The following is a 12,539-nucleotide window of genomic DNA, read 5'->3' as shown; positions in this document are numbered from 1 at the left end:
AGAAAGTTTACAACTTCCAATTTGATGTGCTAATTATGAAACGAGCTATTCAAATAAAGCATCTTGACAAGGCATACGGTGAAACGGATGTATTGAATAATTTTTCGCTGTCAGTGCCATCAGGTAACATATTTGGGCTGATTGGCCCTAATGGCGCTGGGAAAAGTACTTTGATTGGTATCTTGACCGGTTTGCTGGATTATGACAGCGGAGAAATCTTTATCAACGGACTGGAACTGAATGAAACCAATGATCTGGATATCAAGCAACAGGTTGCTTCTGTCCTACAGCCGCCCTTGCTATTTGAGCATTTTACGAGTCACGATTTTCTGCATTACATCTGCGATGTCTATGAAATTCCCACAGAAACACGGCAAGAAAAGATAAACTCGCTGCTCAATTATCTGGGGCTGGCGGAGTTTGAACACGCAAAAATTAATAAACTTTCTGCAGGCAGTCGTAAAAAGCTATCTTTTTGCGCGGCTATTTTAAGTGATCCGAAGATCCTTTTTTTGGATGAGCCGTTTGAAAGCATCGATGTTATTTCTATCGGTCGGATGAAAACAATTCTCAAACATCTTCAGGAAAAAGGAGTTACCATTGTTATCACCAGCCATATTCTGGAAATTGTCGAAAATCTGTGCGATGATATCGCTATCCTGCACAACCAAAAAGTTATTGCGTATCTGGATTCGGAAAGCCGCAAAGAGTTACAAGAAGATTCCAGCCTCAGTGAAATTTTCGAAAGCTATGTGCAGGTTGAACAACCTCAGGACAATGTATTAAAGTGGCTTTAACAAATCCGCGCCATCATGTTTATGCCCCGGACCATTCACTAGGAAATTAGGACTGTCATTCGAGCGAAGCGTTCCGAATGCCTTCGGAAGAGTGAAGTGCAGCAATCCCCTGACGAGAAAATAACACAACATTGGGAGATTGCCGCGGTCGCAACTACACTTCCTCGCGATGACAGATAGCAGGTTAGAGGAATTCATTAATTTTACATGATTGTAATAATAAGATTGACCCCTTCATCTCATATATCTTCGTGAATATTTGGGTTAAAATTTAAAACCCAGCAGATTCCAGTAATATAACTGCCAAAGCATAGTCACAGACAGCACAAAAAGTATCGTATACCAAAGCCGGCTCCATATTCCACTCTCCCCGTAAGTCCACATTTCGTACGTGTTGTAGCCCATTACGATAGTTAAAAAGACAGAAAGAAATGGGAGCGTAAATGCTGCTTTAAGAGAACCTGCAACCCCATACACAATAGCCTCTCCATTCCCCTGGCTTAGCAATACTCCCACCCAGACGAAAAATGCCAGAATTACTAATGCATTCATCCAGGCTGCAGCTTTTTTGGGCAGTGATAGTGGAGGACGTGCTTTGGCACCCGGCCGGTATCGCTTACGGATGCCATAAGCCAAAGGCCAGTAAATGAGCGTTCCTAAAAATGCTATTGCAGCCGCGCCGAAAAGGATAAAGTGGAGCGTTTGTCCGGATATATAAGGAACTTTTTCAAAGGCGATGATAGGCAACCCACTGCGAAACATATGTGTAATTTCCCCTTCCTGATTTTCCTCAAAAGCAAGTAGCTCAGAGTTTTCAGTGTTGCGAAATGTCAGGCTGTCCACCGGGAACCAGTAGTTAGCCTCTCCGCTGTCCATCGTTTTCAACATTCCCTCTTCTGTCGCACTTATCTCGTCTGATCCCAAAAGTGCCAACAGATAAGTAAATCGCTCATGCGGATATCTATTTCCGCGGTAATTGCCTGCAAATCGCTGGAGCTCTTCCTCACCCATTTTTAATGTATCTACAGCGAGGTCATCTTCAGGAAAATAGTAATCGACAAAATCCTCTAACAACTCTCCCTTAGCACTACCGCCCGCAGCACTGTTAAACGAGATAAAAAATCCCACCTCCTGATCCGGGAAAAGCGCCATCAAAGAGTGAAACCAGAATGTATCTCCCCCGTGACCGATGATTTCAATACCGTTTTGACTCATATCGATAAAACCGTGCCGCATGGGATTTACACTAGAAGCGTGCCGGAACGCGGGGCTCTGCATTAAGGCAGCGGTCGCAGAATCTAATATTGCAGTGTCTTTAAATTGACCATACTGCAAATTCGCCTGCATATAATTGATCATATCGGCGGCCGTTGTGCTGGCCGCACCTACCGGTCCCAGGGGCACATATTCAAAATCCTTCTCTTTGTATTCACCACCTTCAAAAGCATATCCCTTTGACATTTGATCACTCAAATCCGATGGAAGTGGCTGGCGAAAGGTGCTCTGATTCATTTCCAGCGGCTCGAAAATGCGTTCTTCAACATAGTCTTCGAACTCCATCCCGGAAACCTGCTCCACGATATAGGCGGCCATGCCTGTACCGTGATTGGAATAAGAGGAATGAGTTCCCGGCGGACGTACTCGAGCGGGCATTTCTGCAAACAAGATCTCTCCCAACGGACGAAGCCGGGTTGTATCCCTTGCAAAGAGACCTATGACGTAATCTTCAAAACCCGCCGAATGAGTCATCAGGTGCCGTAGCGTAACAGGCTCCTCATAGGTATCGGGAATCTGAAAATCTTCAAGATATTGATTTATATCCTCATCCAGATCCAGCTGGTCCTGCTCAACCAGCTGCATCACGGCTGTCCACACGAACATCTTTGAGATTGACCCAATCCGAAAAAGCGTACTGTCCGGATCCACCCCAATATCATTTTTCACGTCCGCTTCACCATACCCCTTAAGGAGCACTGGCTCTCCATCTTTTGTAACACTGACTGTAGCTCCGGCAATGTTATTTTCTTCCATATAGGTGTTAACCAATCCATCCATGTAAGCATCAAGTGCTGTTGAATCGGGCCACGGTGTTTGTGCTTCCGCCGCAGAAAACAGAAGAAGCGGAAAAAGAATAGCCAAGAAATGTCGTATCATTTTTTTAATCCCATTACATTAAATTTGCCAACGGATAATGCACGAAACTTCATCTCTGAAGTTTCAATCTTAATGCTATCTCTGTGCTAACTATCATGATTTTAATCGTTCAGTTAATTATAATGAAATAGTTAGCATAATAAAGCTCCGCCGTTATGAACTCATCTATTTCTAAAAGATCATCAGCAGATGCCAAACACGAGGTTGGATTCTTTGAACGTCTCCCCACCCATGTCCGCGATCTCCGTAACACTCCGCCCGATGTGTTTGAGGATGTAAGTTATACCGACTGGTCAAATCTTTCCTGGGACGACGTTGATCGACCATACAAAGTGGATAAATGGGCTGAAGGTAAAAAGATGTGGGAGGAAGAGCATGACGAACGCATGCCCGTTAAAGAGGGATGGAAACATTTCAACAAATCATTTCACAGCCTTTTTATAAAAGATGTACCAACAGAAAAACAGCAGGCTCGTTCAGATATCTGGAAGCACCTGATGCAGCTGGATATTCATGGTGCCGGCGAAGCGCTGGAAGAGCTTATTCAGCTGTTGGTCTGGAATAAAGTGCATCGTGTGGAGGACGCCATCTGGGATCCACGCGGGAAGCGTGCCTTGTTTGAAGGACTGGATGTTGAAAAGCCGGAGGTACTTTTCTTGGGCGCGGCTGATGGATACGAGGCGATGCAACTGCTTGCGCAATATCCCGGCGGACACGCTGTGCTGGTGGATTACGACGAGTTCTGCAAAACTGATCGTTTCGGTAAGTTTCCAGCACAGTATCCTTTCCTTGGCAACAATCCCGCCACTGGCAACCACAAAATCTATTACAAAGAAGAGCTGAATATTGATTTCGTTGTGGATGATATCCGCAACCTGAAATATGGCAAAGAGTTTGACATTGTGGTCAGCATCGGACTAATCGAACACTTTCCTGATGAATACAAACATGAAGCTTTTGAGATGCACCGACGTTTTTTGAAGCCGAACGGCTACGCCATCCTGACAACGCCCCGTAATCAGCTGCGCAGCAAAGCCTTTTATACGGTGATGAGTGATTACATGAATTATGGCTATCGCGAGCTAATGGATATCTACCAGATGGGTCTTTATGCCTGGGAACACGGTTTTGAAATCCTGCGCGCCGGATACATTAAAGCGCATAATGGATTGATCTGCAAAGTACGTTGATACGTTTTTTATTACAGCTCGACTGAACCGTTTTCGATAAAACGAATATGAAAACGTATCATTTCGAGGTAGTTATTAACGCGGATTCGCTCATCGATGCCGTGAATTCTCGGCCGGTCGTCATAATTTGCGCGAATAGGCCGAAAGCGATAGATGTTGGAAGTCAGATCATGAAAATGGCGCGAATCGCTGGCCGCGACAAACAGCGAGGGAGCTACAAGAGCCTGATCGAACGATTCTATAATTGTACTTCGGAGCATTTGATATGGTGCTGCACGGGTATCAGAAACGGGGGACGGATTGCGGGCACGGTCAAGCACGCGAATGTGGATGTTGTCATTTCGAATTCGATCGCGCACATATTCCCTCACATCTTCTATGGTATCATTAGGATGCACTCTGAAATTGATGATTAGCCGTCCCTCAATTGGAAGAACATTTTCTTTGAATCCGGCCTCAAAAATAGTTTTGGCCGCTGTAGTACGCAGTGCCGCATTCGTCGCCGGATTGTTGCTCAACTTTCTCTTGATGATTCCCCCGAACAGCCACGTATTATTAAAAGCCAAACGCTGCGTAAATGACATGTAAGGAATCAGTGGATCGAATGTTTCTTTAATTAAACCACTGTAACTGGCTTTCATCGGCTTTTGCTCGATTCGATTAACCGCCCGGCTCAAGGTGCCAATAACCGTTGAACGGGGAGGCATAGAGGAATGTCCGCCATCCTGACGATAGGTAAGTTCAATATTGACCGATCCCTTTTCAGCAACTCCGATCATGGCAAGGGGTACATCTACATTATCAAGTATCTCTTCGGCAATAGGCAGCCCCTCATCTAACAGATAAGCCAGTTCTACCCCTTCCTCTTCCAAATGATCGGCCACTTTTCTGGCTCCGCGCACCCCTCCCACCTCTTCATCGTGGTGCAAAGCAAGGTATATTGTTCGTTCGGGTTGAAAATCCCTTGCTGTCAAATACTCCACTGCTTCAACAGCAGACATGATCCCTCCTTTATCATCCAGCGCCCCACGCCCCCAGACAAAACCACTATCCATAGTACCTTTAAAAGGAGGCTGTTCCCAGAGCGTATCGGCTTTCGCAGGCACCACATCATAATGCCCCATCATAAGCGCGGGTTTTAGATCCTCTTTACTGCCTTTCCACTTATAGAGCAGACTATATTCCCCAATACGGGTAAGCTGGGTCTTTTCATGAAGGTTGGGATAATTTCCCTCCAGGAATTCAATGAAGTTCTCATAAGCACCGTAATCGATTTCTGCAGTATCTTCAAGCGAAACTGTTTGATACTGAAGAGCCTGACTAAGCCTGTCTATAACTTTATCTTCTTCAATCTTATGGGAAAAATCAGGCCGCTCACTCTTCCTCTCAACATTCTCTGTTGATCCACAACCGATGAGTAAAATGCTGAGGATAATAGCTATAGACGGATGATAAATATTCATCGCAAAAGATTTAATCAGAAGGCATTAATGCAAATATTCTGCATGCACAATAGAAAAATTTAACTCCGGCAGTTCCGCTAGAGAAACAGATGCGGCAAGAGTTAAGAGATGAGATATCAATTGTAAATTTTTACAGAAGTGGCCACTATCTGATATTCTACTTGTCGGCCTTCAACTTCATTAGGATCTTCATCAGCATCTTCGGCGTAATGTTTCGCCTCATCTTCGGAAAGCTCTTTTATATCAAACGTGCCAACAAGCCTGACTTCTTTGCCGGCCGTATTTGTGGGGATGAAAAAATCGTAGTCCTTGAATGTTACCCGGGCCTCATCTTCACCATCTGTGAGAATAAAAAAGCATCCCTTTTTCTGACATACCTGTTTGATAGTGCCTCTTGTAGCTATTTCCTGTCCTTCGAAAACATTGCTGTTTCTTATCAAATAACCGGGCGTAAAAAACTGTGCATCATCAGGAAACTCGGAGCCATAAACTTCGTAGTCTTCTCCGGTCTCCACCGGTTCAGACAGTTGAACAGCCTCATCACTTTCCTGGGCAATAGCAATATTGGCTACAAAGAGTAATCCAAAAACAACTAACAGTATTTTTTTCATTGGTACTATCAGTTTTTGTTAGGATTTAAAATAGCTCGGATACAATATCACAAATTTCTTCAAGCAGTACTCGATGGTCATCCGTCATTGAATTTCGGGTATGCGAATCGATATCCAGTTCGGCAACAAACTCACCGTCTTTTCGAACAGGCACCACAATTTCGGCCTCAACTTCTACGCTGCAGGCCAGGTAGTTATCTTCCTGGCTCACGTCCTGTACTACAAACGTCTCATTTGTCTCGGCCGCCTGTCCGCAAATACCTTTCCCAAATGGGATTCGCGTATGATCGGTGGCTTCGCCTACATATGGACCGAGCACTAATTCCTGTTCCGCATCTGGATCAATCAGGTAAAACCCAACCCAGTCAAAGACATCAATTTCATCAGCAAGCACCTGACAAATGTCCTGCAATTTTTCATCCCGCGTCTGCTCGGGATTATCGACAATTTTCTTTACACGACTTATCAGAATCTTATTTTCTTCTATTACTTCTCTACTCATAACTCCTTTTAAATTCATTTACATCAGCCCCTAAAGCTAAGGGTAAATTTAGCATTTGAAAAGTTTTACTTCATTTTTGTGTCTAACATTTTAATAGTGATTTCCTATCTTTGCAGCTATGTTTGAAGAGATACTGACCCAAAGCAATTTTTTTGTGGATTATGTTTCCAGTTCCACCACTCTTTTGATTGCAGCCTTCACTTCTATTATTTCTGTGGCCAATCCACTGGCTGCAATGCCTGTATTTTTATCGCTTACCGAGCATAATTCCGCCAGTGAACGCAGTGCTATAGCTAAAAGATCATCGCTCTACATGTTTCTGGTGCTCGCTATATTTTTGCTGGCGGGGAATTACATCATGAGCTTTTTTGGCATCAGTCTGTCGGGCATTCGTATAGCCGGCGGACTTATTATTCTTCGTGCAGCTTATGCAATGCTTAACCCCAGTGACACAGAACGTAAACTCTCTGAAGAAGCTGAAGAAGCAGCCAAATTAAAAGAGGATATTTCTTTTAGTCCCATGGCCATGCCTATGCTGTCGGGCCCGGGAAGTATCGCTGTCGTAATCGGACTTGCTTCGCAGGCTACAGGCATTATGGATCTAATAATTATGACGGCAGCAGTTCTTTTGGTGGCCTTGATCTCTTATGGCGTACTTCGCCTGGCACCTTTCTCTGCCAAATACATAGGTCCTACAGGAATGGGCGCTATTACCCGCATGATGGGTTTTATCGCAATGGCGATCGGGGTACAATTTATTTTAAATGGGATCTCAAGATTTTTCGGGGTGTGATGGCAGACGGTAAAATGTGAAACGGCAAACGGCAAATGTGAGACGGATAATAATGGCTATTCCTCTCACAGTAAATAATCTGTTTTCTCAATTTGAAAGCACGGTAAGCTGGATTAACAAGATGAGCAGGATTTTATCGCTTGTGATTTATCAATTATTTCATCCAGCAAATCTTTAAAAATCCTACCCATCCAAGTTCAACACATCTGCCGTCTCACATTTGCCATCTGCCTCACTGCCTTTCCATAATCAACCTCAGCCCATCCAGGGTTAACATCGGGTCAATTACATCGAAATAATCTGTATGAGCGCCCACTTTCTCCGAAAGTCCGCCCGTGGCAATTACCTTGACTGAATCCGAACCTAATTTCTTCTTCATTCGGTTTATTAATCCCTCAACCATGCAGAAATGTCCAAGCACAAGCCCCGATTGCATCGCCTCCATCGTATTGGGGCCAATGACTGACTTCGGGGGCTCGATCGGGATCTGGGCCAACTGGGCCGCCTTCCCCACCAGTGCATCGATAGTGACTTTGATCCCCGCACAAATGGCACCGCCTATCATTTCGCCGGGATTTTGTACTGCCATCAAGGTTGTTGCCGTTCCGAAATCCACAACAATACAATCTTCATTAAATACATCATAAGCTCCTACAGCATCAGCAATAAGATCGGCGCCGACTGTTTCTGGATTTGCTGTATTTACCTTGATTCCCGTTTCAACATTACTATTTAAAATTAAGGGCTTTGTATTCGAATGTTTCTCAAAAACTTCATCGATAGCCTGGGTTAACTGTGGGACAACACTACAGATGATAACTTTTTCAAACTGATCATAATTCAAGTCTGCTTCCTGAAAAAGATTTCTGAATAGAACAGCATATTCATCGGTTGTCTTGTCATCATCAGTTTGGATTCGCCACTGCCGCATCCAGTTACCATTATTGGATACCCCAATGACAATATTACTATTTCCGATATCTAAAGCTAAAAGCATAATGTAATACTTAAGTTCTTATTTTGCCCCTCCCTAACTCCCATAAAAGAGGCATAAAAATAGTATGCGCTAAATCTACATCAAAATTTGTATAATAGCTTTGATTCTGATATGATCAACCCTTAGCAAGCAAATAAAACACATGTACATGGATCAATCGGATCAACTTTTACGGCTATTTTCCTACGATAACTGGGCAAACGAACAGATAGTGCTGAGCCTGCAAGATAACCCCGATTTTCCTCTTTCCGAACAGGCTGTAAATTATTTTGCACATATCGCCGGGGCTCAGGACCTTTGGTATCGCAGAATTGAGAGTCAGCCTTTAGGTGATCTGAAAGTTTGGCCGGATTACAATCTGTCTGTTGCCCTGCAAAAAATTACGACACTGTATGAAAAGTGGCAGCAGCTTATTAAAGCAAACCGATCTGAACTGGATCGTATCATCTCGTATAAAAACTCAAAAGGCACTTCATTTGATACGCCCCTCTCGGATATTCTACATCACGTGATTATTCATGGACAACATCATCGGGCACAGATTGCCAAATTGTTACGAGATGCAAATATTGCACCGCCGGCCACCGACTTTATCTTTTTTAGCCGCACAAATTAGTATATTCTTCTGCACAAATTTTCCAACTTAAATTACTGAGGTTCTGCTCTGCAATTTATAGAACAGATTTTATCCGAATTTTCAAGCTTTATGTGGGGTATGCCGCTGGTTTACTTGCTGGTAGGCGGCGGGGTATTCTTCCTGATCTATTCTCGCTTTGCCCCATTTAAATACTTTAAACATGCCTTGAATATTCTCCGCGGAAAGTATGATGATCCCGATGATCCGGGAGATATTTCCCACTTCGAGGCACTTTCCAGTGCTCTTGCTGCTACAGTAGGCATGGGAAACATCAGTGGTGTGGCCGTAGCTATCTTCATGGGCGGACCCGGTGCACTTTTCTGGATGTGGGTAAGTGCTTTTGTGGGAATGGCAACGAAATTTTTCACCTGTTCTTTGGCCATTTTATATCGTGGAGAAGATACAGCCGGAAAAATCCAGGGCGGTCCCATGTACGTCATTCGAGAAGGACTGACCAAGAAGGCTTCCTCGTTCTGGAAACCAGTGTGGAAAGGGTTGGCTTTTCTATTTGCTTTTGCAGGTATTTTCGGACCATTACCTATTTTCCAAGCCAATCAGTTAACACAGATTCTACGCGATTCGATTTACATACCACAGGGATGGGTAGCTGCCAATGCACATATGGGCGGCGATCTGATTACAGGTCTCGTTCTTGTTGTACTTGTATCAATCGTTATTTTTGGTGGCATTACCCGGATCGGAAAAGTAACTTCACGACTGGTTCCAGCAATGGTTATCATCTACGTGGGATGCGTAATCGCTATTTTAGCCGCTCATGTTACTGAAATTCCCCACTATCTGGGACTCATTGTCACCGATGCTTTTACCGGTAAATCAGTAATGGGCGGTGCCGTGGGGTCACTCATTGTGATTGGAATACAGCGTGGCGTATTTTCAAATGAAGCCGGCCTTGGAACTGAAGCACTGGCACACGGGGCGGCGAAGACCAAAGAACCTGTTCGTGAAGGGCTTGTTGCTATGTTGGGTCCCGCTATAGACACGATTATCACTTGTACTATGACCGCCCTTGCAATTTTGGTTACCGGTGTCTGGAAATCTACCGAAGCCAACGGAGTAACGCTCACGCTAAATGCTTTCAACGAAGCATTGCCCGAAATTGGCACTTATTTGCTGGTTATTTGCGTCGTCTTTTTTGCTATCAGTTCCATGCTTACTTACTCGTATTACGGAACTAAATGTCTTGGATACCTAATTGGTGCCGAACGTCAACACTGGTATAATTACTTTTATGTTGGATCTATTATTTTCGGATCGATTGCATCAATCGGTGCGGTAATCGACCTTATTGATGGTATGTTTGCCCTAATGGCTATCCCAACAATGATCTCTACCATCGTACTTGCACCCAAAGTTAAAGAAGTAGCCCAGGATTACTTCTCCCGTATTGATACCATGGAAATGTATGATTAAATGAGCAGGCCTCGAGTATCTGTTGTGTTGCCGGTTTTTAATGCTGAAGAAACACTTGACGAGTCAATGGAAAGTATTCGGAATAACCAGAGACTATTTCTCAGCTAGTCATTGCTGATGACAGATAGATCCTGACAAAAACGGACAAATTATTCACGGATGCTTCTTTGGCCACTCGATGATATTACCCGCGCCGGCAATCACTTATTGTTTCCATATGTACATTATGTACTTTGGGGCGTCAAAAAATATCGTAACGTCCGACGTGTTTAACTATATATTGGACACGATTTTATAATTACGGCATGAAAAACTTCTCCCACTCCGCACGAATTTTTCGCATCTTTACACTTTCTTAATATCCCAATCCTTTTTACTTATTTAGGCATTTTGGCCATAAATGAAGGAAAATAAGTTATTATTAATACTGTGTGCGAATAATCCTTAATTATTTAGGCTTCTGGTTTTCGGCTGTTAAACCTTTCTTTTTATACAAAATTCATTTCTAACTGTAACTTTTAGGTGCCGATCTGCGTATTTTTACCATGTTCAATTAAGGGAGCCAACATCTCTTAAAAAACATTTTCTAATTAAAAAACATCACTGTTAATAACTATATGAAACTCATTAAAGGATTGCTCTTAACCATCAGTATCTCTCTTGTAGCGATTACTGGTATTAAGGCAAATTCCAACACTGATACTATTGAAGATAACATTTTTACTGCCATCAAGAATATCGATTACACAAGCATAAACGTTCTGCTTGCTGAGGATACTGATATTGACACCGTTGACCAGCAAGGGAATACGCCTTTGATGGTGGCAGCCAAGATTGGAAATATGCGCATTCTGGACATACTTCTTTCTCACAATCCAGACGTAAACAAACAAAATAAAAATGGTGTCACCGCGTTAATGATAGCGGCGGAGTCGGGCCAATATTATGTTGCCAAAAAACTTTTGGAGCGTGGCGCAAAAATATCTATCCGTAATGAAAACGGAAACACAGCCCTGACTCTAGCATCAAAATTTGGACATGATCACTTAGTACAGTTCTTCAAAAGGTCGAAAAAGCAAGCACCGCTTGCAAAGTAACTTTCTAAGCATAGGTTAAGACCTTTGAGCCCCGGTTCCCCTGCCGGGGCTTTTTTTATTTCTGCAATATGGAATGAAAGCACCTTTCTGTTATATTTCAAGAAATTAAACCAATCTGCCAAATACATGTCTGACGTTATTCTCGGTATTGACCCTGGTTCGCGCACTACCGGTTACGCTATTCTTACAAAGAAAAAAGGCAAACTGGTAGCAATGCGTTGCGACGTGTTGAAAATGGCTCATATGGATGATCACGCCGATCGGCTGCAGTATATCTTCGATGAAATTTCAAATATTGTCTCTTCATTTAATCCCACATCATGCGCTGTAGAAACACCTGTCTATGGTGTAGATCCATTGGCCATGCTTAAATTGGGACGGGCACAGGCGGCAGCTATGTTGGCTATTACGAACAATGATATTGCGGTTACGGAATACTACCCAAAGCAGGTGAAAAAGTCGATCACCGGCAATGGTAACGCCAGCAAAGAGCAGGTGGCCTATATGCTGCGAAAGATGATTTCGCTGCCGGATGAGAATCTTACTAATGATGCCACCGATGCCTTGGCTGTGGCTTGGTGTCAACTAATGAAACAGAACAATATTCCCGGGCAGACTCCCAAATCCCAAAAAAAATTACACCAGAATAACAGCAAGTCGAGCTGGGCCGATTTTGTAGCTAATAACCCGGATCGGGTAAAATAAGTAGTAGGACTTCAGAGATATTGTAACAGTTATGCCAAACTATTATATGTTTTTTTTGTCATTCCGATGAATTCAGGGGGTTACTGAATGAAGAGGAATCTCAAATGTTTTAAGGCTAGCTACTTCTTCAACTTTTGAGATCCCTCGTCCCAGACAACGTCT

Annotated in this window: 12 protein-coding genes; 7 read left to right on the top strand and 5 right to left on the bottom strand. The window is 43.4% G+C overall.

What is annotated here, in order from left to right:
* Positions 1-35 precede the first annotated feature (35 nt).
* A complete protein-coding gene (locus tag ACT3ID_RS08880; protein WP_491541661.1) occupies positions 36-797 on the top strand; it encodes an ABC transporter ATP-binding protein in 762 nt (253 codons plus the stop codon).
* Between the two features lie 264 nt (positions 798-1,061).
* Here ACT3ID_RS08880 and ACT3ID_RS08875 read toward each other — a convergent pair whose 3' ends face one another.
* Complete coding sequence (locus tag ACT3ID_RS08875; protein ID WP_491541660.1) at positions 1,062-2,951, bottom strand: serine hydrolase domain-containing protein; 1,890 nt, start codon at positions 2,949-2,951, stop codon at positions 1,062-1,064.
* 155 nt (positions 2,952-3,106) lie between these two features.
* On the opposite strand from ACT3ID_RS08875, the gene ACT3ID_RS08870 reads away from it, so the two are divergent.
* Positions 3,107-4,141 carry a methyltransferase domain-containing protein gene (locus ACT3ID_RS08870; protein ID WP_491541659.1) on the top strand — a complete coding sequence of 345 codons (1,035 nt, stop codon included), beginning with the start codon at positions 3,107-3,109 and terminating at the stop codon, positions 4,139-4,141.
* 11 nt (positions 4,142-4,152) lie between these two features.
* On the opposite strand, the gene ACT3ID_RS08865 is transcribed toward ACT3ID_RS08870, so the two are convergent.
* The 3 genes from ACT3ID_RS08865 to ACT3ID_RS08855 all read right to left on the bottom strand — a co-directional run bounded on the left by ACT3ID_RS08865 (position 4,153) and on the right by ACT3ID_RS08855 (position 6,717).
* Positions 4,153-5,604, bottom strand: coding sequence for a M20 family peptidase (locus ACT3ID_RS08865; protein WP_491541658.1), 1,452 nt, complete (start codon positions 5,602-5,604; stop codon positions 4,153-4,155).
* Between the two features lie 116 nt (positions 5,605-5,720).
* Entirely contained in the window at positions 5,721-6,215 is a 495-nt protein-coding gene (locus tag ACT3ID_RS08860; RefSeq protein ID WP_491541657.1) for a DUF4920 domain-containing protein, read from the bottom strand.
* A gap of 25 nt (positions 6,216-6,240) precedes the next feature.
* Positions 6,241-6,717, bottom strand: coding sequence for a GAF domain-containing protein (locus tag ACT3ID_RS08855; RefSeq protein WP_491541656.1), 477 nt, complete (start codon positions 6,715-6,717; stop codon positions 6,241-6,243).
* 118 nt (positions 6,718-6,835) lie between these two features.
* On the opposite strand from ACT3ID_RS08855, the gene ACT3ID_RS08850 reads away from it, so the two are divergent.
* Complete coding sequence (locus tag ACT3ID_RS08850) at positions 6,836-7,510, top strand: MarC family NAAT transporter (protein ID WP_491541655.1); 675 nt, start codon at positions 6,836-6,838, stop codon at positions 7,508-7,510.
* Between the two features lie 232 nt (positions 7,511-7,742).
* On the opposite strand, the gene ACT3ID_RS08845 is transcribed toward ACT3ID_RS08850, so the two are convergent.
* Complete coding sequence (locus ACT3ID_RS08845) at positions 7,743-8,507, bottom strand: type III pantothenate kinase (protein WP_491541654.1); 765 nt, start codon at positions 8,505-8,507, stop codon at positions 7,743-7,745.
* 148 nt (positions 8,508-8,655) lie between these two features.
* Here ACT3ID_RS08845 and ACT3ID_RS08840 point away from each other — a divergent pair, with 148 nt between their 5' ends.
* The 4 genes from ACT3ID_RS08840 to ruvC all read left to right on the top strand — a co-directional run bounded on the left by ACT3ID_RS08840 (position 8,656) and on the right by ruvC (position 12,377).
* A complete protein-coding gene (locus ACT3ID_RS08840; RefSeq protein ID WP_491541653.1) occupies positions 8,656-9,123 on the top strand; it encodes a DinB family protein in 468 nt (155 codons plus the stop codon).
* A 48-nt stretch (positions 9,124-9,171) separates the two neighbouring features.
* The gene (locus ACT3ID_RS08835; RefSeq protein WP_491541913.1) at positions 9,172-10,575 is read left to right on the top strand and encodes an alanine/glycine:cation symporter family protein; all 1,404 of its coding nucleotides are present in this window, start codon (positions 9,172-9,174) and stop codon (positions 10,573-10,575) included.
* 617 nt (positions 10,576-11,192) lie between these two features.
* On the top strand, positions 11,193-11,672 hold the full coding sequence (locus ACT3ID_RS08830) for an ankyrin repeat domain-containing protein (RefSeq protein WP_491541652.1): 480 nt from the start codon (positions 11,193-11,195) through the stop codon (positions 11,670-11,672).
* A gap of 126 nt (positions 11,673-11,798) precedes the next feature.
* Entirely contained in the window at positions 11,799-12,377 is a 579-nt protein-coding gene (gene ruvC, locus ACT3ID_RS08825; RefSeq protein WP_491541651.1) for a crossover junction endodeoxyribonuclease RuvC, read from the top strand.
* The last annotated feature ends 162 nt before the right edge of the window (positions 12,378-12,539 follow it).

The organism is Fodinibius sp. GM108, from assembly GCF_058386985.1.
Note: the sequence above shows the minus strand (reverse complement) of the source record. Positions and strands in the feature narration are given on the sequence as shown.

Bases quoted from the DNA above. Each gene is read 5' to 3' on its own strand.
- ruvC (WP_491541651.1), top strand. From the start codon at position 11,799: ATGTCTGACGTTATTCTCGGTATTGACCCTGGTTCGCGCACTACCGGT.
- ACT3ID_RS08855 (WP_491541656.1), bottom strand. From the start codon at position 6,717: ATGAGTAGAGAAGTAATAGAAGAAAATAAGATTCTGATAAGTCGTGTA.
- ACT3ID_RS08865 (WP_491541658.1), bottom strand. From the start codon at position 5,604: ATGAATATTTATCATCCGTCTATAGCTATTATCCTCAGCATTTTACTC.
- ACT3ID_RS08840 (WP_491541653.1), top strand. From the start codon at position 8,656: ATGGATCAATCGGATCAACTTTTACGGCTATTTTCCTACGATAACTGG.
- ACT3ID_RS08875 (WP_491541660.1), bottom strand. From the start codon at position 2,951: ATGATACGACATTTCTTGGCTATTCTTTTTCCGCTTCTTCTGTTTTCT.
- ACT3ID_RS08880 (WP_491541661.1), top strand. From the start codon at position 36: ATGAAACGAGCTATTCAAATAAAGCATCTTGACAAGGCATACGGTGAA.
- ACT3ID_RS08845 (WP_491541654.1), bottom strand. From the start codon at position 8,507: ATGCTTTTAGCTTTAGATATCGGAAATAGTAATATTGTCATTGGGGTA.
- ACT3ID_RS08860 (WP_491541657.1), bottom strand. From the start codon at position 6,215: ATGAAAAAAATACTGTTAGTTGTTTTTGGATTACTCTTTGTAGCCAAT.
- ACT3ID_RS08830 (WP_491541652.1), top strand. From the start codon at position 11,193: ATGAAACTCATTAAAGGATTGCTCTTAACCATCAGTATCTCTCTTGTA.
- ACT3ID_RS08870 (WP_491541659.1), top strand. From the start codon at position 3,107: ATGAACTCATCTATTTCTAAAAGATCATCAGCAGATGCCAAACACGAG.
- ACT3ID_RS08850 (WP_491541655.1), top strand. From the start codon at position 6,836: ATGTTTGAAGAGATACTGACCCAAAGCAATTTTTTTGTGGATTATGTT.